At 63.0% G+C, this 19,633-nt stretch carries 20 protein-coding genes; 13 read left to right on the top strand and 7 right to left on the bottom strand.

Features of this window, described 5'->3' with window-relative positions; genetic code table 11:
• Positions 1 to 8: 8 nt before the first annotated feature.
• The 3 genes from AC1DZU_RS04060 to AC1DZU_RS04050 form a co-directional block, all read right to left on the bottom strand.
• On the bottom strand, positions 9 to 407 hold the full coding sequence (locus tag AC1DZU_RS04060) for a hypothetical protein (protein WP_477282228.1): 399 nt from the start codon (positions 405 to 407) through the stop codon (positions 9 to 11).
• A 123-nt stretch (positions 408 to 530) separates the two neighbouring features.
• The gene (chrA, locus tag AC1DZU_RS04055) at positions 531 to 1,916 is read right to left on the bottom strand and encodes a chromate efflux transporter (protein ID WP_477281940.1); all 1,386 of its coding nucleotides are present in this window, start codon (positions 1,914 to 1,916) and stop codon (positions 531 to 533) included.
• On the bottom strand, positions 1,913 to 2,737 hold the full coding sequence (locus AC1DZU_RS04050; RefSeq protein ID WP_477281938.1) for a chromate resistance protein ChrB domain-containing protein: 825 nt from the start codon (positions 2,735 to 2,737) through the stop codon (positions 1,913 to 1,915). The genes chrA and AC1DZU_RS04050 overlap by 4 nt, the downstream gene beginning before the upstream one ends.
• On the opposite strand from AC1DZU_RS04050, the gene AC1DZU_RS04045 reads away from it, so the two are divergent.
• Positions 2,736 to 2,930 carry a hypothetical protein gene (locus AC1DZU_RS04045; RefSeq protein WP_477281936.1) on the top strand — a complete coding sequence of 65 codons (195 nt, stop codon included), beginning with the start codon at positions 2,736 to 2,738 and terminating at the stop codon, positions 2,928 to 2,930. The two genes, AC1DZU_RS04050 and AC1DZU_RS04045, sit on opposite strands and share 2 nt — an antisense overlap.
• On the opposite strand, the gene AC1DZU_RS04040 is transcribed toward AC1DZU_RS04045, so the two are convergent.
• On the bottom strand, positions 2,924 to 4,729 hold the full coding sequence (locus AC1DZU_RS04040; protein ID WP_477281934.1) for an IlvD/Edd family dehydratase: 1,806 nt from the start codon (positions 4,727 to 4,729) through the stop codon (positions 2,924 to 2,926). The genes AC1DZU_RS04045 and AC1DZU_RS04040 overlap by 7 nt on opposite strands.
• A gap of 146 nt (positions 4,730 to 4,875) precedes the next feature.
• Between AC1DZU_RS04040 and AC1DZU_RS04035 the strand changes: the two genes are divergently transcribed.
• The gene (locus AC1DZU_RS04035; protein WP_477281932.1) at positions 4,876 to 5,328 is read left to right on the top strand and encodes an SRPBCC family protein; all 453 of its coding nucleotides are present in this window, start codon (positions 4,876 to 4,878) and stop codon (positions 5,326 to 5,328) included.
• Positions 5,329 to 5,560: 232 nt separating this feature from the next.
• On the opposite strand, the gene AC1DZU_RS04030 is transcribed toward AC1DZU_RS04035, so the two are convergent.
• Positions 5,561 to 6,736, bottom strand: coding sequence for an Mrp/NBP35 family ATP-binding protein (locus tag AC1DZU_RS04030; protein ID WP_477282226.1), 1,176 nt, complete (start codon positions 6,734 to 6,736; stop codon positions 5,561 to 5,563).
• A 199-nt stretch (positions 6,737 to 6,935) separates the two neighbouring features.
• Here AC1DZU_RS04030 and AC1DZU_RS04025 point away from each other — a divergent pair, with 199 nt between their 5' ends.
• The 11 genes from AC1DZU_RS04025 (at position 6,936) to AC1DZU_RS03975 (ending at position 17,602) form a co-directional block, all read left to right on the top strand.
• Positions 6,936 to 7,313, top strand: a complete 378-nt coding sequence (locus AC1DZU_RS04025) for a VOC family protein (RefSeq protein ID WP_095084288.1) — start codon at positions 6,936 to 6,938, stop codon at positions 7,311 to 7,313.
• A 139-nt stretch (positions 7,314 to 7,452) separates the two neighbouring features.
• Complete coding sequence (locus AC1DZU_RS04020; protein WP_477281929.1) at positions 7,453 to 8,352, top strand: LysR family transcriptional regulator; 900 nt, start codon at positions 7,453 to 7,455, stop codon at positions 8,350 to 8,352.
• Between the two features lie 134 nt (positions 8,353 to 8,486).
• Positions 8,487 to 8,966, top strand: coding sequence for a formate dehydrogenase subunit gamma (locus tag AC1DZU_RS04015; protein WP_095082625.1), 480 nt, complete (start codon positions 8,487 to 8,489; stop codon positions 8,964 to 8,966).
• Positions 8,963 to 10,519 carry a formate dehydrogenase beta subunit gene (locus tag AC1DZU_RS04010; RefSeq protein ID WP_477281927.1) on the top strand — a complete coding sequence of 519 codons (1,557 nt, stop codon included), beginning with the start codon at positions 8,963 to 8,965 and terminating at the stop codon, positions 10,517 to 10,519. Before AC1DZU_RS04015 ends, AC1DZU_RS04010 begins: the two co-directional genes overlap by 4 nt.
• A 10-nt stretch (positions 10,520 to 10,529) precedes the next feature.
• A complete protein-coding gene (gene fdhF, locus AC1DZU_RS04005; protein ID WP_477281925.1) occupies positions 10,530 to 13,442 on the top strand; it encodes a formate dehydrogenase subunit alpha in 2,913 nt (970 codons plus the stop codon).
• Between the two features lie 2 nt (positions 13,443 to 13,444).
• Entirely contained in the window at positions 13,445 to 14,275 is an 831-nt protein-coding gene (gene fdhD, locus AC1DZU_RS04000) for a formate dehydrogenase accessory sulfurtransferase FdhD (RefSeq protein ID WP_477281923.1), read from the top strand.
• Positions 14,265 to 14,576, top strand: a complete 312-nt coding sequence (locus AC1DZU_RS03995) for a formate dehydrogenase subunit delta (RefSeq protein WP_457151683.1) — start codon at positions 14,265 to 14,267, stop codon at positions 14,574 to 14,576. The genes fdhD and AC1DZU_RS03995 overlap by 11 nt, the downstream gene beginning before the upstream one ends.
• 111 nt (positions 14,577 to 14,687) lie before the next feature.
• Positions 14,688 to 16,241, top strand: a complete 1,554-nt coding sequence (locus AC1DZU_RS03990) for an alpha/beta fold hydrolase (RefSeq protein WP_477281920.1) — start codon at positions 14,688 to 14,690, stop codon at positions 16,239 to 16,241.
• 109 nt (positions 16,242 to 16,350) lie between these two features.
• Positions 16,351 to 16,830, top strand: a complete 480-nt coding sequence (locus AC1DZU_RS03985; protein ID WP_095082637.1) for a carboxymuconolactone decarboxylase family protein — start codon at positions 16,351 to 16,353, stop codon at positions 16,828 to 16,830.
• 87 nt (positions 16,831 to 16,917) lie between these two features.
• Positions 16,918 to 17,280 carry a nuclear transport factor 2 family protein gene (locus AC1DZU_RS03980; RefSeq protein ID WP_477281917.1) on the top strand — a complete coding sequence of 121 codons (363 nt, stop codon included), beginning with the start codon at positions 16,918 to 16,920 and terminating at the stop codon, positions 17,278 to 17,280.
• Positions 17,281 to 17,287: 7 nt separating this feature from the next.
• Complete coding sequence (locus tag AC1DZU_RS03975; protein WP_477281915.1) at positions 17,288 to 17,602, top strand: hypothetical protein; 315 nt, start codon at positions 17,288 to 17,290, stop codon at positions 17,600 to 17,602.
• A 52-nt stretch (positions 17,603 to 17,654) separates the two neighbouring features.
• Here AC1DZU_RS03975 and AC1DZU_RS03970 read toward each other — a convergent pair whose 3' ends face one another.
• Both AC1DZU_RS03970 and AC1DZU_RS03965 read right to left on the bottom strand, forming a co-directional pair.
• Positions 17,655 to 18,140: an ester cyclase gene (locus AC1DZU_RS03970; RefSeq protein WP_477281913.1), complete on the bottom strand. Its 486-nt coding sequence runs from the start codon at positions 18,138 to 18,140 to the stop codon at positions 17,655 to 17,657.
• Positions 18,141 to 18,178: 38 nt separating this feature from the next.
• Entirely contained in the window at positions 18,179 to 19,606 is a 1,428-nt protein-coding gene (locus AC1DZU_RS03965) for a gamma-aminobutyraldehyde dehydrogenase (RefSeq protein WP_477281911.1), read from the bottom strand.
• Positions 19,607 to 19,633 lie beyond the last annotated feature (27 nt).

The raw sequence follows: 19,633 nt of genomic DNA, 5'->3' as shown, positions 1-19,633 counted from the left end.
CAAAACAATCACTCGCTAACCAGCCCATAGCGCTCGACGACTTCGGCATCGATCAGCGTGGCGTGCAGCGTCATCAGCACGATCTGCGCATCGAAACTGTCGCCGGTTTCAAGGGCAGCCTCGATCCGGCGCTCTGCCTCCAGCCTGTTCTGAAGTCCATTGGATCGCTCGAAGGCTTCCGGGCCGGCGATGCAATAGCTGAACAGCCGCGCCACTTCTGGATAAGCTTGTGTGGGCGGCTCGCCGGGCCAGCGATCCTTCATCAGATTGACGATGGTGAGTTTTACCCCCTCCGGCACGAGGGCGGGATGAAGGTCGGCGCCACGCAACGCCGCATCGAGCTGTCTCAGGTCGCCCGAGCGGCCGAACATTCCGAGGAATCCGAGGGAAGAGCGTCGTGGCGCCATCATGGTCCAATCCGTTTCCAACCACTTAGGTGGTTCGCAAGCGGAATACAAAGGCGGCGCCAGCCAAAGCGTGCCGCGTTGAAACGGATCAACGCGACACGCTTTAAGCCTTTGTCGTGCCTGTCAGCCGCTCACCGCCAACAGCAAGACACCGGCAAGGGCGGATCCGGCTAGCGTCGGCAGCATGCCGATTTTCAGCTTCAGGATGGCGATCATGGTGGCACAGGAAAGCAGCGCCGCGCGCCAGTCGATCGACGAAAATACCGGCACATTCATGCCGAGGCCCAGCGCGTGTACCTCATGGAAAATGACGTGCAGGGCGAACCACAGAGCCAGATTCATGATCACCCCGACAACAGCGGCGGTGATCGCGCCAAGTGCTGCCGATAAGGCCTTGTTGCCGCGCAGGGCCTCGATATAGGGCGCACCGAGGAATATCCAGAAGAAGCAGGGCGTGAACGTAACCCACAACGTCAGCAGCGCCCCTAGCGATCCGGCAAGCAACGGGTCCAGCGAGCCGGGGTGGCGGAACGCTGCTATGAAGCCAACGAACTGCAACACCAGGATGAGCGGACCCGGCGTCGTTTCGGCAAGCCCCAAACCGTCGACCATTTCACCGGGAGCGAGCCAGCCGAAGGACTGGACGGCTGCCTGCGCGACATAGGCAAGCACCGCGTAGGCACCGCCGAAGGTGACGACCGCCATGAGACTGAAGAACCGGCCGATCTCGGTCCAGACGCTTGCAGAGCCGGTCAGCCACCAGATCAACAGAACAGGCCCGAACCAGATCGGCAGCCAGATCGCAATCGTGCGCGGCGCATGCCATCTCGTCGGCCTGAGGTGGGCCAACTCGCCGCGCTCGAACATCAGGTCGACCGCACCCTTGATATCGGCAACATCGTCCTTGCCATGTGCCGAGCTGGAAAACAGCGCCGGCGCAATGCGGTTTCCCAGCCATCCTGCCAGGCCCGCAAGCAGGATGATGAGCGGGAACGGCACATTCAACGCATAGATGGCGATGAAAGCCGAGACCGCGATCGACACCATGACCCGGTTCTTAAGGGCACGCCGTCCAATCCGGATCACGGCCTGGATGACAATGGCGAGCACCGCCGCCTTCACCCCGAAAAACAGCGCCTCGACGAGCGGTACGTCGCCATAGAGCACGTAGAGGCTGCTCAGGACGAGCATGACGAGCGCGCCCGGCACGACGAACAGGATGCCGGCGACAAGGCCGCCGATCGTCCTGTGCAGCAGCCAACCGATATAGATGGCGAGTTGCTGCGCTTCGGGGCCAGGCAGCAGCATGCAATAGTTCAGCGCATGCAGGAAACGCTGCTCGCCGATCCAGCGCCGATCCTCGACCAGTTCCTTGTGCATCAACGCGATCTGCCCGGCCGGCCCACCGAAGCTGAGCAGTCCGATTTTTGCCCAGAGCTTCATAGCTTCGGTGAAGGTCGGTGCAACCGGCGGCTGGACCACAGTATCTTGCGACACAAGCGTGCTCATGACGATTTGCCCGCGCCTGCACCGGGCCAGTTGTGCGTTTCGTCAGTGGCGTCACGACACCAACGAAAGAACGCATCGTAGAGCAGCATGCCTGCGTCCAGCTGTTCCAGGTCGTCGCGAAACATACGCGACAGGCCAAGCGAAGCCGCCAGGAAGCCGGCAGCCTGGGGAACAAGGTCGAGGCTTGCGGTGTCGGCCGCGCGCACGATCAGGGCAAGGCGATCGAGCGCCTCGGATTCCAGCCCGAACTCCTCGATCATCGTGTCGAAGGTGCAGCGTTCGCCGCGATGGCTCCAGAACACATCGTCGATGTCGAAAGGCACGGCCTGGAAGCGATCGGCTACGGCAAGAACTTCGGCCGGCTCGACAAACAGGAAAATCGCGTGAGGATCGACGAAACGCCGGATCAGCCAGGGGCAAGCGATGCGATCCACCTTCGGGCGGGCTCGCGTCACCCACACGGTGCGGCCCTTTTCGTCGCGCGAAGGCAAGGTGTCGGTGCGAACCAGAAGTCCCTTTGCATCACGCCAGGCTTCGAACCCACCGTCGAGGCTTTCGGCGGATATGCCCTCATGGCGCAGCCATGCGGCGACACCTTGCGAGAGTTTCAGCCCTTTCTGGCAAACGACCGTCACTGGCTTGCCGGTGAACTCATCGGCCCAGGTCGAAACAGTCTTGAAATCGCGCCGGCTGGAGGCCGGCAGAAGGCGTGGATCGGCGTCGAAGTCTTCATCGATACGGACATCGATGATGACAGGCGCGCCTGGCAGACCGATCAGACGGGATAGTTGCGATACGGTGATAGCGGTTGTTGACGGCATGGCGTCCACCTCCTGGAAAGAGAAGCTTGGACGCGAACGTTGGGCTGACGCCTCACGGGGTCGTCGCGATACACCCCTTGTCACGATGGTGGATGCATCGCGCGGGCTTGTCAAGGATGGCGGCGGCCTGATCCGGATCAAGCCGCCGTTTGTCATTTATGTAAGCATCTACGAACAGATGCTCGCTCAGTGATTGTCCCTGGGGACACCTCTGGTGTGCGCGACATCCTGGTACTTCACCGCCGGCTTCAGCACCATTCCCTCTGAAAACTGCGCGACCATGCCGCGCTGGATCTCCTGCCAGGGCGTCTGGTGCTTGGGATACTCATAGCCGCCATTGTTCTGCAGTTCGGCGCGGCGCCGGGTGATCTCGTCGTCGGTGACGAGGATGTCGGCCGTACCCTTGCGAAGGTCAATGCGGACACGGTCGCCCGTCTTGAGCAGCGCCAGCCCGCCGCCGATCGCGGCTTCCGGCGAGGCGTTGAGGATCGACGGCGAACCCGACGTGCCGGACTGGCGGCCATCGCCGATGCAGGCGAGCGCATGGATGCCCTTCTTGATCAGATAGGCCGGCGGCTGCATGTTGACGACCTCGGCGCCGCCGGGATAGCCGATCGGACCGGCGCCGCGCATGAACAGGATCGTGTGCTCATCAATGCCTTGCGCCGGATCGTCGATGCGGGCGTGATAGTCCTCGGGCCCGTCGAAGACCATGGCGTTGCCTTCGAAAGCCTCGGGATCCTTCGGATTGGAGAGATAGCGCTCGCGGAATTCGGGCGAGATGCCGCTGGTCTTCATGATCGCGGAATCGAACAGATTGCCCTTGAGGTTGATGAAGCCGGCATTGGCCTTCAGCGGCGCGGCAACGGTGCGGATGACGTCGGTGTTCTCGTTGGCGACACCCTCGCTATTCTCACCGATCGACTTGCCGTTGACCGTGCGCGCGCCGGGATGCGGCAAGAGCCCGCCCTTCATCAGTTCGGCGATGACCGCCGGCACGCCGCCGGCATGATGGTAGTCCTCGCCAAGATATTCGCCCGTCGGCTGCAGATTGACCAGCAACGGCACATTGAGGCCGACAGTCTGCCAGTCGTCATTGTCGAGCTTGACGCCGAGGTGGCGGGCGATGGCGTTGAGATGGATGGGCGCGTTGGTCGAGCCGCCAATGGCCGAATTGACGACAATGGCGTTCTCGAAAGCCTCTCTCGTCATGATGTCGGACGGCTTGAGGTCTTCATGCACCATGGCGACGATGCGTTTGCCGGTCTCGTAGGCGATCTGGCCGCGCTCGCGATAAGGCGCGGGGATGGCGGCCGAGCCCGGCAATTGCATGCCAAGCGCCTCGGCCAGCGAGTTCATCGTCGTGGCGGTGCCCATGGTGTTGCAGTAGCCAGTGGACGGCGCCGAAGAGGCGACGATGTCCATGAACTCGTCATAGTCGATCTCGCCGGCAGACAGGCGCTGGCGCGATTCCCAGACGATGGTGCCGGAGCCGGTGCGCTTGCCCTTGTGCCAGCCGTTGAGCATCGGGCCGACCGACAGCGCGATCGCCGGGATATTGACGGTGGCTGCCGCCATCAGCAGGGCGGGCGTTGTCTTGTCGCAGCCGATGGTGAGCACGACGCCATCGAGCGGATAGCCGTAGAGCACTTCGACCAGGCCGAGATAGGCAAGGTTGCGGTCAAGAGCCGCGGTCGGGCGCTTGCCGGTCTCCTGGATCGGATGGCACGGGAATTCGAACGGAATGCCGCCCATCGAGACGATGCCTTCGCGTACGCGCTTGGCCAGCTCGATGTGATGCCGGTTGCAGGGCGACAGATCCGAACCGGTCTGGGCGATGCCGATCAGTGGCTTGCCGGACATCAGTTCGGCCCGCGTCAGGCCGTAATTGAGGTAACGCTCCAGGTAGAGCGCCGTCATGCCCGGATTGTCGGGATTGTCGAACCACTCCTGCGAGCGAAATTTTTTCTTCCTGGTGGGGGCGCCTGCCATCGTGGTCTCCGTATTTGTAAGACAAATCGATATGGCAACGCGCGGGAGCAGGCAAGAGGGCGCAGGGTCGCATCCGGACTTTGGTGCGATAGACAGGCATGCAGCCGTGCGTTAGGGCTTCGATCAATCGTGTCAGGGAGGTTTTCATGGCTTTGGTGATCGAAGGCGAGGAGCGCATTGCCGCGCCCCTGCAAAAGGTGTGGGAAGCGCTGAACGATCCCGAGATCTTGAAGGCGACGATTCCCGGCTGCCAGAGCCTGGAGATGAAGTCGCCGACCGAGATGGCGGCGACCGTGGTGGTGAAGATCGGACCGATCAAGGCGACGTTCAATGGCGAGGTGACGCTCAAGAACCTCAAGCCGCCGCATTCCTACACCATCCAGGGCGAAGGCAAGGGCGGCATCGCCGGCTTTGCCAAGGGCGGCGCCGACGTGACACTGACAGAGGATGGGCCGGATACCACGGTGCTGAAATACGCGGCCAAGGCCGATGTCGGCGGCAAGATCGCGCAGCTCGGCAGCCGGCTGATCGAATCGACCTCGAAGAAACTGGCCGGGCAGTTTTTTTCCAGCTTCGGCGAGAAGGTTGGCGCGGCTTAGGTTACGTCCTCGCTCGAACGAAGCCTAGCTTCTCTGGGGCCAGCGCTGCCCCTCATCCGCCTGCCGGCACCTTCTCCCCGTATAGTGACGGGGAGATGGGAACTGGCTGCAACGTCGGCGCCCTTCCTCCCGCGCTGATTGGCGAAATCATCAAGGACGGTGTCTTTCTCCCGTCACTACGGGGAGAAATGTCCGGCAGGACAATGAGGGGCGGCGCCTACCGAACGAAAAACTACTCGAACACGATGTTCGGCACCGCATCCGCGGCCGCACCACGCTCTTCGTTGATCCGGTCCCAAACCTTCGAAGCGATATCCCTGTAGATCCTTGCTTCGGCGCCGTCGGGCTTCGAGACAACCACTGGCGTGCCGGCATCCGAGCTCTCACGAATGCCCATCTCGAGCGGCACTTCGCCAAGGAAGGTGACGCCCAGACGCTCGGCCTCGCGGCGCGCGCCGCCATGGCCGAAGATGTCGTAGCGCTTTCCCGTATCCGGAGCGATGAAATAGCTCATGTTCTCGACGATGCCGAGCAGCGGCACGTCGACCTTCTTGAACATGTTCAGGCCCTTGCGTGCATCGATCAGCGCCAGATCCTGCGGCGTCGAGACGATGACGGCGCCGGCCAATGGGACTTGCTGAGCCATGGTCAGTTGCGCGTCGCCGGTGCCGGGCGGCATGTCGACGACGAGCACGTCGAGCCGGCCCCATTCGACCTCGCGTAGCATCTGCGTCAGCGCCGACATAACCATCGGACCGCGCCAGATCATCGGTGTCTCCTCATCAACGAGGAAGCCCATCGACATCACTTTAAGCCCGTAATTCTCCATCGGTTTCAGGATCTTGCCGTCGACGGTCTGCGGCCGGCCATGGATGTTGAGCAGGCGCGGCATGGACGGGCCATAGATGTCGGCGTCGAGCACGCCGACGCGCAAACCATTGGCGGCGAGGCCAAGAGCGATGTTGACGGCCGTGGTCGACTTGCCGACACCACCCTTGCCGGAAGCGACGGCAATGATCGCATCGATGCCAGGTACGCCACGCCTGCCCTGGCTGTGCGAAGCCGGAGCGTGCGGAGCGGCACGCGGCGGGGTGGGAGCCGGCGGCGCTGGCCTGGGTGCAGGTCGCGATGGAACCGGCGCTTCCATGCCGCCGCCTTTCTTTTCCGCCGTCAGTGCAACGACGGCACCGGCAACGCCGGGAATAGCCTTGACGACGCGCTCGGCAGCAGCCCGCAGCGGTTCCATCTCCTGGGCGCGAGCAGCGGGAACGGTGATCGAGAAGAAGACCTTGGAATCGGCGATGAAAATCTCGGAAACCATGCCAAGGTCAACGATGTTGCCGGTGAAATCCGGGCCATTGACCGTCTTCAGGCGCTCGGTGACGATTTCCTTGGTGACGGACATCAGTTCTTCCTTATGCAAGCTTTGGCCTGAGATAGTGCAGTTTCCGGACAGAACCAAGCCGTGGAGCAATAGCTGCCTTGGTGTGCCCGCAAAAACGACGGGCGGTGTCGGAGCAGCCGGCATTTTGCAGACCGGCGATCGCCAAACGGCCCCTCTGATCTATTTCAAGGATCGACATCAGCAATCAGGGAAGGAGACGATCATGCTCGCAAACAGCAACGCAACGGCCAATGTGGCGGTGAAAGACCTGGCCAGGGCAAAGGCCTTTTATGAAGGGACGCTGGGCCTCAAGCAGGTGGATGATATGGGTGGCGAGCTTATCGTCTACAAAAGCGGCGACACGCTTATCAATGTCTATCATTCGCAGTTCGCAGGCACCAACAAGGCGACGGCGGTGACCTGGACGGTCGGCGACGAGATCGGGACCATCGTCAAGTCGTTGAGGTCGAAGGGTGTCGCCTTCGAGCACTATGAGATGCCCGGCCTAACGCTGGAGGGCGACGTGCATGTCGGCTACGGCATGAAGGTCGCATGGTTCAAGGATCCCGACGGCAATATCCTGAACCTCGTCGACAAATAGGCGATTGCGCATTTCGGGGAGCGGCGGGCGCATGATCCGGAACAGGCACTCCTGGCCGGTTTTCCTGGAGCCGGCCGTTCGTTCTAAGCTTTTGTTCTGTTGCATTTATGCGGACGCCAAAATGCTCTAGCTTCCGTCCATGATCGACAAGCTGGAATTCTTCATCGCACTGGCCAGGGAAGAGCATTTCGGCCGGGCAGCCGACGTGTGCGGGGTCACCCAGCCGACGCTGTCGGCCGGCATCAAGCAGCTTGAGGGCCAGCTCGGTGTGATGCTGGTGCTGCGCGGCTCGCGCTTTCAGGGGCTGACACCCGAAGGCAAGCAGGTATTGGTCTGGGCCCGCCGCATCGTCGGCGATACCAGGACCATGCGCGAGGAGATGCGGGCGGCGCGCCACGGCCTTTCCGGCCGCATCCGCATCGCCGCCATTCCGACGGCGCTCGCCATGCTGCCGCGCCTGACGACGCCGTTCCGAGAAAAGCACCCCGGCGTGACCTTCTCGGTGCTGTCGCGGACCTCGATCGAAGTGCTGTCCCTGCTTGGCAATTTCGATATCGACGCCGGCATCACCTATCTCGACAACGAGCCGTTGGGGCGGGTGACCAGCGTGCCGCTCTATGACGAGCGCTATCAACTGATCACCGCGATGGGGAATCCCTATTCCGACCGCGACAAAGTGACATGGGCGGAGCTCAGCAGCCTGCCGCTCTGCCTGCTGACGCCGGACATGCAGAACCGCCGCATCATCGACCAGCACCTGGCCGAGGCCGGGGTGCAGGTGCGGCCGACACTCGAATCCAATTCGATGATCGTACTGTTTTCGCACATCCGCACCGGCAAATGGTCATCGATCATGCCGCTTAACCTGGCGGAAACATTCGGCTTTTCTGAACCGATCCGGGCCATTCCGATCGTCGAGCCGGACGCCAGCCACACGGTCGGCCTGGTAGCTGCGCCGCGCGAGCCGCACACGCCACTGGTCTCGGCGCTGCTGGACGAGGCGATGGCGCTGGCGGACGATTTCCACGCCCGCCGCTAGGCTAGACAGTAGCGGCTGACCAAGCTCGATAGAAGATTTCTATCGAGCAACGAAACAGCTTTATTGATTCCGAGGGTTTCCTCTGATTTTGTAAAGACTTAGCGATAAAAGCTATCGACCAGGGAGGGCGCTGCATGCCAATGCAGCCTGCAAGTACCGAGATCACATCGCGCACGACCGCGATCATCCAGGAGCTGAAAGGCCTCGAAGGCCCGCTGCTGCCGATCCTGCACGGCATCCAGGAAGAGTTCGGCCATGTGCCGCAGGATGCGCTGCCAGTCATCGCCGAGGCGCTGAACATCTCCAGGGCCGAGGTGCACGGCGTTGTCACCTTCTATCACGATTACCGCAGCCATCCGGCCGGCCGGCATGTGCTGAAGGTCTGCCAGGCAGAATCCTGCCAGTCGATGGGTTCCGACGCCATCGCCGCCAAACTGAAGCAGTTGCTGGGCATAGGCTTCCACGAGACGACCCGCGACGGTTCGGTGACGCTGGAGCCGGTCTATTGTCTCGGCCTGTGCGCCTGTTCGCCCGCCGCCATGCTCGATGGCGAAGTGATCGGGCGGCTCGATGACGAGAAGCTCGACGAGATCGTTGCCGAGGTGCGCTCATGATCCCGCGTATCTACATTCCCGCCGATTCCGGCGCACTGGCGCTTGGCGCCGAAAAGATCGCCAAGGCGATCGCCAGTGAACTGGCGGAGCGCGGCATCGAGGCCAAGATCGTGCGCAACGGCTCGCGCGGCGCTTATTTCCTCGAACCCATGGTCGAAGTTGCGACAGCCAACGGCCGCGTCGCCTATGGCCCGGTCAAGCCATCCGACGTCAAAAGCCTGTTCGACAGCGGCTTCCTCACCGGCGGCCCTCACAAGCGCTGGCTGGGCGCGCCGGACAAAATCCCCTTCTTGGCCAAGCAGACGCGGCTGACCTTCGCGCGTTGCGGCGTCATCGATCCGCTGTCACTCGAATCCTACAAGAAGCATGGCGGTTTGAACGGGCTGACGAACGCGTTGGCATTGACGCCCGCCGCCATTGTCGCCCAAGTCACCGAATCCGGACTGCGCGGGCGCGGCGGCGCGGGCTTCCCGACCGGCATCAAGTGGAAGACGGTGCTCGATACCGTTGGCGACCGTAAATACATCGTCTGCAACGCCGACGAAGGCGACTCGGGTACCTTCGCCGACCGCATGATCATGGAGGGTGACCCCTTCGTGCTGATCGAAGGCATGACGATCGCCGGAATCGCCACGGGTGCCACCAAAGGCTTTGTCTACGTCCGCTCGGAATATCCGCATGCAGTGGCGATGATGAACAAAGCCGTCGAGGTTGCCCGCAAGGCCGGCGTGCTTGGCGCGAGCGTGTTGGGCTCACCCTACACTTTCGACATGGAGATCAGGGTCGGCGCAGGCGCCTATGTCTGCGGCGAGGAGACGGCGCTGCTTGACTCGCTCGAAGGCAAGCGCGGCATGGTCCGCGCAAAGCCGCCGCTGCCGGCTCACAAGGGGCTGTTCGGCAAGCCGACGGTGATCAACAACGTCATCTCGCTGGCCTCGGTGCCCGTCATCATGGACAAGGGTGCGGCCTTCTACAAGGATTTCGGCATGGGCCGCTCGCGCGGCACGATCCCGATCCAGATCGCCGGCAACATCAGGTATGGCGGCCTGTTCGAAGCGGCCTTCGGCATGACGCTGGGCGAGATCGTCGACGACATCGGCGGCGGCACGACGACGGGACGCCCGGTCAAGGCGGTGCAGGTCGGCGGGCCGCTCGGCGCCTATTTCCCGCGCTCGCTGTTCGACACGCCGTTCGATTATGAAGCCTTCGCGGCCAAGGACGGGCTGATCGGCCATGCCGGCATCGTGGTGTTCGACGACACTGCCGACATGCTGAAACAGGCACGCTTCGCCATGGAGTTCTGCGCCATCGAAAGTTGCGGCAAGTGCACACCCTGCCGCATCGGCTCTACGCGCGGTGTCGAGACCATCGACAAGCTCGCCGCGGGCATCGAGCCGGAAAAGAACCTCGCTCTGGTCACCGACCTCTGCAACACGATGAAGTTCGGCTCGCTCTGTGCGCTGGGCGGCTTCACGCCTTACCCGGTCATGAGCTCGATCACCCATTTCCCCGACGACTTCAAGCCGGCGCCCGTGCGCGTGGCTGCTGAATAGGAGCTGGCAGATGAACATCAAGGCCGACTTCCCATCACTCGTCGAAGAGATCGACTACGGAACCCCGCAATCGAAGGCGCAGAAGCAGGTCACGCTGAGCGTAGACGGCCGCAGCATCACCGTGCCGGAAGGCACCTCGATCATGCGTGCCGCGATGGAAGGCGGGGTCGAGATCCCGAAGCTTTGCGCCACCGACATGCTGGACTCTTTCGGTTCATGTCGTGTCTGCCTTGTCGAGATCGAAGGGCGTGGCGGCACGCCAGCGTCCTGTACGACACCTGTCGGCGAAGGCATGGTGGTGCATACGCAGTCCGGGCGGCTTGACGCCATTCGCCGCGGCGTCATGGAGCTTTACGTCTCCGACCATCCGACCGGCTGGAACGAGACGGCCGGAACCGGCGCCAGCGAGTTTGACACGGTGGCGAAGTCGATCGGCTTGACCGAGAACCGCTACGGCATCGAGGGTCGCAACCACGTCAAGCAGGAAAACGGCGTGGCGCCCGGCCATGGCTCGCTGACGGTCGATTACATCGCACGCGACGAATCCAACCCCTATTTCACCTATGATCCCACGCAATGCATCGTCTGCTCGCGCTGCGTGAGGGCCTGCGAAGAGGTGCAGGGCACCTTCGCACTGACTATCGAAGGACGTGGTTTCGAATCCAGGGTTTCGGCGGGAATGCACGAGGCGTTCATCGATTCGGAATGCGTGTCCTGCGGCGCCTGCGTGCAGGCCTGTCCGACCGATGCGCTGCGCGAAAAAACGGTCCTTGCAAAAGGCCTGCCGGAGCGCTCGGTCGTCACCACCTGCGCCTATTGCGGCGTTGGCTGCTCGTTCAAGGCCGAAGCGAAGGATGACGAGGTCATTCGCATGATGCCCTACAAGGAGGGCAAGGCGAACCACGGTCATTCCTGTGTGAAGGGCCGTTTCGCTTACGGCTACGCCACCCACAAGGACCGCATCTTGTCGCCGATGATCCGCGAAAAGATCACCGACCCCTGGCGCGAGGTGAGTTGGGAGGAGGCTATCTCCCACACGGCCCAGGAATTCCGCCGTATCCAGTATCAGTACGGCCGCACCGCGATTGGCGGCATCACCTCGTCGCGCTGCACCAACGAGGAAACCTACCTCGTCCAGAAGATGGTGCGGCAGGGCTTCCGCAACAACAATGTCGACACCTGCGCGCGCGTCTGTCACTCGCCGACGGGCTACGGGCTCGGCCAGACCTATGGCACCTCGGCCGGCACGCAGGATTTCGACTCCGTCGACTACACAGACGTCGCCGTCATTATCGGTGCCAATCCCGTTTCGGCCCACCCGGTGTTCGCCTCGCGGCTGAAGAAGCGGCTGCGTCAGGGCGCCAAGCTGATCGTGCTCGATCCCCGTCGCACCGAGATGGTCAAGTCGACACATGTTGAAGCGGATTATCACCTGCCGCTGAAGCCCGGCACCAATGTGGCGGTGCTGACGGCGCTGGCGCATGTGATCGTCACCGAGGGTCTTTTCAACGAGGCCTTCATTCGCGAACGTTGCGACTGGGCGGAGTTCCAGGATTGGGCATCGTTCGTCGCCTTGCCGGAAAACAGCCCTGAAACCGTCGGCAAACTGTCCGGCGTCGATCCGGAGCTGATCCGCGGCGCGGCGCGTCTCTATGCTACTGGGGGCAACGGCGCGATCTATTACGGCCTCGGGGTGACGGAACACAGCCAGGGCTCAACCACGGTGATGGCGATCGCCAACCTCGCCATGGCCACCGGCAATATCGGCCGGCCGGGCGTCGGCGTGAACCCGCTGCGTGGCCAGAACAATGTGCAGGGCTCCTGCGACATGGGCTCGTTCCCGCACGAACTGCCGGGCTACCGTCATATCTCCGGCGAAGCCGTGCGCGACATCTATGAAAGCCTGTGGGGCGTGAAGCTGGACGACGAACCCGGCCTGCGCATCCCCAACATGCTGGACGCCGCCGTCGACGGCAGCTTCAAGGGCATCTACATCCAGGGCGAAGACATTCTGCAGTCCGATCCCGACACCAAGCATGTCGCCGCCGGTCTGGCTGCCATGGAATGTGTCGTCGTGCATGACCTCTTCCTCAACGAGACGGCGAACTACGCGCATGTCTTCCTGCCGGGCTCGACCTTCCTCGAGAAGGACGGCACCTTCACCAATGCCGAGCGTCGCATCAACATGGTGCGCAAGGTTCTGGAGCCGAAGGCGCGCTACGCCGATTGGGAAGCGACGCAGGAGCTTGCCCGGGCGATCGGGCTGGATTGGAACTACCAGCATCCCTCCGAGATCATGGACGAGATCGCCCAGACGACGCCGAGTTTCGCCGGCGTCTCCTTCGAGTTGCTCGACCGTGTCGGATCCGTGCAATGGCCCTGCAACGAGAAGGCACCGCTCGGCACCCCGATCATGCATATCGATGGTTTCGTGCGCGGCAAGGGCAAGTTCATCCGCACCGAATATGTGGCAACGGACGAAAGGACCGGCCCGCGCTTCCCGCTGCTGCTGACCACCGGCCGCATCCTGTCGCAGTACAATGTCGGCGCGCAGACCAGGCGCACCGACAACATCATGTGGCACAGCGAGGACCGGCTGGAGATCCACCCGCACGATGCGGAGAATCGTGGACTGCGCGACGGCGACTGGGTCCGGCTGACAAGCCGCTCAGGCGAGACCACGTTGCGCGCGCTTATCACCGACCGGGTGTCGCCCGGCGTGGTCTACACGACCTTCCATCATCCGGACACGCAGGCCAACGTCATCACCACCGACTTCTCCGACTGGGCGACCAACTGCCCGGAATACAAGGTGACGGCGGTGCAGGTCGGCGCCTCCAACGGCCCGTCGGAATGGCAGCGCGACTATGACGAACAGGCCAAGCAGAGCCGGCGCATCGCCTCGCTGCAAGCGGCGGAGTAGTCTTGAGCGAGCACCGCAAAGCCACGACGCAGGTCTCGCGGTTGGCGCGTCGCGCGAGCGGGACGACGGCTGCCAACCGGATGGTGCCGGAAGAGACGCCGGTGGCGTTCTCGTTTGCCGGCACCACCCATGCGGTGATGATGGCAAGCCCGGCCGATTTCGAGGATTTCGCGCTCGGCTTCTCGCTGACCGAAGGCATCATCGCCAAGCCTGACGAGATCGAAGCCATCGAGGTCGAGGATCATGGCGCCGGTATCGATATCCAGATCCGGTTGAAGGATAGCGCCAATACGCGCTTCGAAGCGCGGCGCAGACGACTGGCCGGCCCGGTTGGTTGCGGATTGTGCGGCATCGAATCGATCGAGGAAGCGATGCGTTCGGTCGACGCGGTCGGTTCGTCGACGCTTACATTTGATGCCGACGATATCGTCCGCTCGGTCAAGCTTTTGTCGAAAGTGCAACCACTGCACACGGAAACCGGAGCCGTGCACGCCGCCGGCTTCTATGTGCCGGGCAAGGGCATCGTCATGGCGCGTGAGGATGTCGGCCGCCACAATGCGCTCGACAAACTCGCAGGTGCGTTGGCGAAAGCCGGCATCGATGGCTCAACGGGCGCTGTGGTGGTGACATCGCGCGTTTCGGTCGAAATGGTGCAGAAGACGGCGGCTATCGGCGCCGCAATCATCATCGCCGTTTCGGCGCCGACCGCGCTCGCCATCCGCACTGCGGAGGCCGCAGGGATGACACTGGTTGCGCTGGTTCGCGGCGATGATTTCGATATTTTCACCCACCCCGACAGGGTGGTTTGCGGAGTTGCCAAGCATGTCGCATGACGAAGAACACATCATGAGCACCAGCGAGAAGCTGGTGCGCATGGCAAACCAGATCGCCGATTTTTTCCATTCCAAGCCTCGCGAGGAAGGCATTGCCGGCGTCGCCGAGCATATCAACAAGTTCTGGGAGCCGAGGATGCGGCGGCAGCTGTTCGATTTGCTGGATGGCGGCACCGAGAATTTCAACGAGTTGGTGGTCGCCGCCTCGGCCAAGATCAGGCGACCGATCACGCCGGCCGAGGCCGACCTCCGACTCGGGCTCGAGGCTTCCCCGGCCGACGTCGCCGCTTCGCAGAAATAGCGCCGAGGCACCGCGCCTTATTTCTTCCATCGCTAAAGTTTGAACTGCCGCGATCAGGCTGCTCTGCTATGGTTTGAGGACCAGAAGTCGTCAGGCCGGGGGCGGAACCTCGTGAGGCCGATCGAGACCCGATATGCCCGTAGCGGCGATGTGCGGATCGCCTATCAGGTGGTCGGGCAAGGATCGTTCGATCTCGTCTTCGTGCCCGGCTTCATTTCCAATCTCGACCTGCACTGGGAAGACGAAGGCTACAGCCGGCTGCTGAAGCGGCTTTCGGCGTTCTCGCGGCTGATCCTGTTCGACAAGCGCGGCACGGGACTGTCCGACCGTGTCGACGCGCACCACCTGCCCAGCCTCGAAACGCGCATGGACGATGTGCGTGCCGTGATGGACGCGACCGGCAGCGGCCGGGCGGCACTGCTTGGCGCCTCGGAAGGCGCGCCCATGGCGATGCTGTTCGCCGCCACCTATCCGGAAAGGACGCGGGCGCTGGCGCTCTATGGCGGCTATGCGCATTTCCACAAATGGGTGATGTCGCCGGAACGCCTCGAGGCCTTCATCGAGACGGCTGAAACGTCATGGGGCACGGGTGCTACCTTGCCCAGCTTCGCGCCCGGCCGGGTCGACGACCCGCATTTCACGCAATGGTGGGCGCGCTTCGAGCGTTTGTCGGCAAGCCCGACCGCAGCCGCGGCACTGGCGCGAATGAACGCCGGGATCGACGTGCGCGGCGTGCTGGCGGCAATCAGCGCGCCAACGCTGCTGATCCATCGCCGCAACGATGTGCGGGTCGATCCTGACGCCAGCCGCTTCCTGGCCAAGACCATCCCGAATGCGCGACTGGCGGAAATCCCCGGGCGCGACCATCCAATCTGGACCGGCGATGTCGATCGTGTGGCTGACCTGATCGAGGAATTCCTGACCGGCGCACGCGCCGTGGCGGAAGCAGAGCGCGTGCTTGCGGCGCTTTTGGTGACACGTATCCATGACACGGCGCGGCTCGGCGACCGCATGTGGAGCGAACGCAGCCAGCGCTTCCAGGAAACATGGCGAACCCTTGTCGGACGCCATGGCGGGCGCTGCGTGGATACGCATGGCGAAGTGATGATTTCACGTTTCGACGGACCGGGGCGGGCCTTGCGATGCGCGGCGGCGTTGCGCGACGCAGCGCAGGAAATCGGCGTCGCGAGCGCGCAGGGCGCGCATGTCGGCGAGATCGAGTTGCGCGGATCGCCGGAAGGGCTGACAGGTCGCGTGACGATGCAACTCGCTGCTCATGCCGGGCGCGGCGACATCCTGGCATCGCGGCTGGTCGCGGAGCTGGCGGCCGGCTCAGGGCTCCATTTCGCCGATGCTGGCCGCATCAGCATCGACGAACTGGACGAGCCGCTGGCGCTCGTGCTGGCGATGTCCGAACAGCATCTGGAACCGGCCTGCCGTCCCAAGGCCAGGGCGACGGAGCCGGCTTCGCTGACGGCGCGCGAGAGCGAGGTTGTGAGCCTGATTGCCGACGGCAAGAGCAATGCCGCGATTGCTGCCGAGCTCAGGCTGAGCGAGCACACGGTCAAGCGCCACGTCGCCAACATACTGCTCAAGCTCGACCTGCCCTCGCGGGCCGCGGCAGCTGCATTTTCCGCCAGGCACACTGGCCCGGACGGGCCATAGGAGCCATGGCGCTTTCGGGCGAAGCGGCACGAGGCCTGTAGGCGCTATCAATTCTCTCCATACGGGCCAGGCGGATGTTGCCGGGAAAGGCCCGCCAAGGGAGAATCAAATGCTGAAGTCAAACCGGACACTCGGATCGCTGGTGATTGCGGCAGGTGTTGGAGCGTTGTTCGCTATCGCTCCTGCAAAGGCCGAGGACGCGTCTGCGACGGCTGCCTACAAGGACATCCAGGCGACGCTCGGCTCGGTGCCGGACATGTTCAAGACCTTGCCGGATGTGGCCGTCGCCGGCGCCTGGGCCGAGATCAAGGGCGTGCAGCTCAACCCGAAGACCGCGCTCGACGGCAAGACCAAGGAACTGTTGGGGCTCGCCGTCGCAGCGCAGATCCCATGCCAATACTGCATCTATTTCCATACGGAGGCGGCCAAGCTCAACGGCGCCAGCGACGAGGAGATCAAGGAGGCGGTGGCGATGGCCGCGATCGTGCGCCACTGGTCGACGATGCTCAATGGCAGCCAGGTCGACCTCGCGACCTTCAAGAAGCAGACCGACGACGTGTTCGCAGCCGTCAAGGCCAAGTCGCAGTGAAAGAAATCCTGCAGGGCGATGAGCGCCCGGCAGCATCATGATCATCGACCGCCCGATCGCGAAGACGGGCATAAGGAGGATAATAAAATGCTGACCAAGACACAGACAGTAGACGGCACGGCGATCAAGAAGGCGATCGAAGGCCGTGATGGAAAGATGCTGTCGAGCTTCTATGCCGACGACGCGCTGGTGCGGGTGATCGATCGCAACAACCCGCCGAGCAGGCCGCGCGAGATCCGCGGGCGCGCAGCGATCAGCACGTTCTGGGACGACATCTGCAGCCGGGCGATGACCCACAAGGTCGATACCACGATCGCCGATGGCGACAGCCTCGCCTTCACCCAGGCCTGCACCTATCCGGACGGCACGAAAGTGTTCGCGGCAGCGATGCTGGAGATGAAGAACGGGCGGATCGCACGGCAGACCGTCGTGCAGGCCTGGGACGAGTGAGGCGTCCATGTTCAGCGCCAGATGGCAGATCGACGCCAAGTTCGGGCACAAGCAGACCGTGCTCGAACTGATGAAGAAATGGGAACGCGAGATCGGCTCGCAGGTCGGCCTCGCCGACCTGGAATTCCAGATCATGACCGGATCGATCGGCGCGCGGGAGGCGACGATCGAATCCCACCACAAGATCGAAAGCCTGGCCCAGCTGGAGGCGTTCTTCGCCAAGATAGGCAAGATCGACGCGCACGCCAAATGGGGCAAGGAGTTGGAGCCCTATGTCGTATCGGGCACCAGCCTGTGGAATATCTATCGCATCGTGGAGTAGTGGCCGACGCCCTTCTCCCCGGCAACGGGGAGAAGGGGAGCAGACGTAGCTGCTACATCAGACCAAGCTGCTTGTAGAAGCCGAGCGCATCGTAATAGTCGCTTTGGGTGGCGACCTTGCCGTCCTTGATCGAGAACATCGAGGCGCCGGTGAAGGAGAATTTCTTGCCTGTGGCGGCGGTGCCGTCGGCCCAGGCGCCGGTATTGGTGCCGGAAAACTCCCATTCGAACGAGACACGGTCGCCCTCTACGACGGGCGCGCCCTTCATCGTCCACACCGCGTCGGGGACTGCTTTCAGGAAATTGTCGATGACGCCGGTCTTGGCGGCCTCCTTGCCCTTGATCGGTTTGCCGACAGAAGCGTCGTAGTAGGTGACGTCGTCGGCGAAGTAGCCGGCCGCCTTGGCCGCGTCATGGGCGTTCCAGGCGGCGACATAGGCTTCGACCACCGATTGCGCGGTGTCGGCGGCAAAAGACGGCGCCGCGACGAAGAGCGCGGCGGCGACAGCTGCGGATGTCAGAAATTGGCGGCGATGCATGGTTCTTTCCTCCCTTGTTGATGGCTTCCTTCAGCGCGCTAGCCGTGAGCCACCATCACATGACGCACGGCGGTGTAGTCTTCCAGCGCATAGAGCGACATGTCCTTGCCGTAGCCGGATTGCTTCAACCCGCCATGCGGCATCTCGTTGGTCAGCATGAAGTGGGTGTTGATCCAGGTGCAGCCATATTGCAGGCGGGCAGCCGTCGCCATGGCGCGCGAGACATCCTTGGTCCACACGGATGACGCCAGGCCATAGTCACTGTCATTGGCCCAGTTTACCGCCTCGTCGACCTCGGAAAAACGGGTGACGGAGACGACCGGGCCGAATACCTCACGGCGCACGATCTCGTCTTCCTGCAGCGCGCCGGCAACGACGGTCGGCTGGTAGTAGAAGCCCGAGCCCTCGCCCGGCTTGCCGCCGGTGGTGATCTCGATGTGCTTCAGTTCCGAGGCGCGCTCGACGAAGCTCGAGACACGGTCGCGCTGGCGGCGCGAGATCAGCGGCCCGATCTCGTTTTCGGTGTCGTCGGGGCGATTGTACTTGATGGTCGAGACAGCCGAGGACAGATCGGCGACGAGCTTGTCGTAGATCTTCTTGCCGGCATAGATGCGGCATGCGGCGGTGCAGTCCTGGCCAGCATTGTAGTAGCCGAAGGCACGCAGGCCGTTGACCACCGCGCCGAGGTCGGCGTCATCGAAAACGATGACCGGCGCCTTGCCGCCGAGTTCGAGATGCGTGCGCTTGACCGACTTGGCGGCCGCCTGCAGCACCTTCTTGCCGGTGGCGACATCGCCGGTGATCGAGATCATGTTGACCTTGGGGTGATTGATCAGCGTGTTGCCGACGCTCTCGCCGCGGCCGAGCACGACATTGACGACGCCTTCCGGCAGGATTTCGGCAAGGATTCTTGCCAGCTTCAGTGCCGTCAGTGGCGTCTGCTCCGACGGCTTGAACACCACGGTGTTGCCGCCGGCGATCGCCGGCGCCAGCTTCCAGGCCATCATCATCAGCGGGTAATTCCAGGGTGCAATCGAGGCGACGATGCCGATGGCGTCGCGGCGTACCATCGAGGTGTGGCCGGGCAGATATTCGCCGGCGACCACGCCTGGCATCGAGCGAACGGCGCCGGCAAAGAAGCGGTAGCAATCGACGATCGCCGGGATCTCGTCATTCAGCACGGCGTTGATCGGCTTGCCGCAGTTGAGCGCCTCGAGCGTCGCGAACCCTTGGGCCTCGGCCTCGATGCGATCGGCGATTTTCAGGAGATAGCCGGAGCGCTGCGCCGGCGTTGTGCGCGACCACGAGACGAACGCTTGTTCGGCGGCCGTGACTGCCGCCTCGATCTGCGCCTGGCTGGCTTCGGGCAGGTTGAGAATAGTCGCCCCGGTCTTTGGATTGAGGATCGGCTCCTCGGTTTCGGTGCCCTTCTCGAATTTCGAGCCGATCAGCATCTGGGTGTCCATGGACGTCTCTCCCTTACGAATTCGTGG

This window comes from Mesorhizobium sp. P2_A12, assembly GCF_056405075.1.
Note: the sequence above shows the minus strand (reverse complement) of the source record. Positions and strands in the feature narration are given on the sequence as shown.

Excerpts from the sequence above, each read along its gene's own strand:
- AC1DZU_RS04060 (WP_477282228.1), bottom strand. The coding sequence starts at position 407 with ATGGCGCCACGACGCTCTTCCCTCGGATTCCTCGGAATGTTCGGCCGC.
- fdhF (WP_477281925.1), top strand. The coding sequence starts at position 10,530 with ATGAACATCAAGGCCGACTTCCCATCACTCGTCGAAGAGATCGACTAC.
- AC1DZU_RS03970 (WP_477281913.1), bottom strand. The coding sequence starts at position 18,140 with ATGCATCGCCGCCAATTTCTGACATCCGCAGCTGTCGCCGCCGCGCTC.
- AC1DZU_RS04015 (WP_095082625.1), top strand. The coding sequence starts at position 8,487 with ATGCCAATGCAGCCTGCAAGTACCGAGATCACATCGCGCACGACCGCG.
- AC1DZU_RS03965 (WP_477281911.1), bottom strand. The coding sequence starts at position 19,606 with ATGGACACCCAGATGCTGATCGGCTCGAAATTCGAGAAGGGCACCGAA.
- AC1DZU_RS04035 (WP_477281932.1), top strand. The coding sequence starts at position 4,876 with ATGGCTTTGGTGATCGAAGGCGAGGAGCGCATTGCCGCGCCCCTGCAA.
- AC1DZU_RS04025 (WP_095084288.1), top strand. The coding sequence starts at position 6,936 with ATGCTCGCAAACAGCAACGCAACGGCCAATGTGGCGGTGAAAGACCTG.
- AC1DZU_RS03985 (WP_095082637.1), top strand. The coding sequence starts at position 16,351 with ATGCTGAAGTCAAACCGGACACTCGGATCGCTGGTGATTGCGGCAGGT.
- AC1DZU_RS03975 (WP_477281915.1), top strand. The coding sequence starts at position 17,288 with ATGTTCAGCGCCAGATGGCAGATCGACGCCAAGTTCGGGCACAAGCAG.
- AC1DZU_RS04045 (WP_477281936.1), top strand. The coding sequence starts at position 2,736 with ATGGCGTCCACCTCCTGGAAAGAGAAGCTTGGACGCGAACGTTGGGCT.
- AC1DZU_RS04020 (WP_477281929.1), top strand. The coding sequence starts at position 7,453 with ATGATCGACAAGCTGGAATTCTTCATCGCACTGGCCAGGGAAGAGCAT.
- AC1DZU_RS03995 (WP_457151683.1), top strand. The coding sequence starts at position 14,265 with ATGTCGCATGACGAAGAACACATCATGAGCACCAGCGAGAAGCTGGTG.
- AC1DZU_RS04040 (WP_477281934.1), bottom strand. The coding sequence starts at position 4,729 with ATGGCAGGCGCCCCCACCAGGAAGAAAAAATTTCGCTCGCAGGAGTGG.
- chrA (WP_477281940.1), bottom strand. The coding sequence starts at position 1,916 with ATGAGCACGCTTGTGTCGCAAGATACTGTGGTCCAGCCGCCGGTTGCA.
- AC1DZU_RS04010 (WP_477281927.1), top strand. The coding sequence starts at position 8,963 with ATGATCCCGCGTATCTACATTCCCGCCGATTCCGGCGCACTGGCGCTT.
- AC1DZU_RS03980 (WP_477281917.1), top strand. The coding sequence starts at position 16,918 with ATGCTGACCAAGACACAGACAGTAGACGGCACGGCGATCAAGAAGGCG.
- AC1DZU_RS04050 (WP_477281938.1), bottom strand. The coding sequence starts at position 2,737 with ATGCCGTCAACAACCGCTATCACCGTATCGCAACTATCCCGTCTGATC.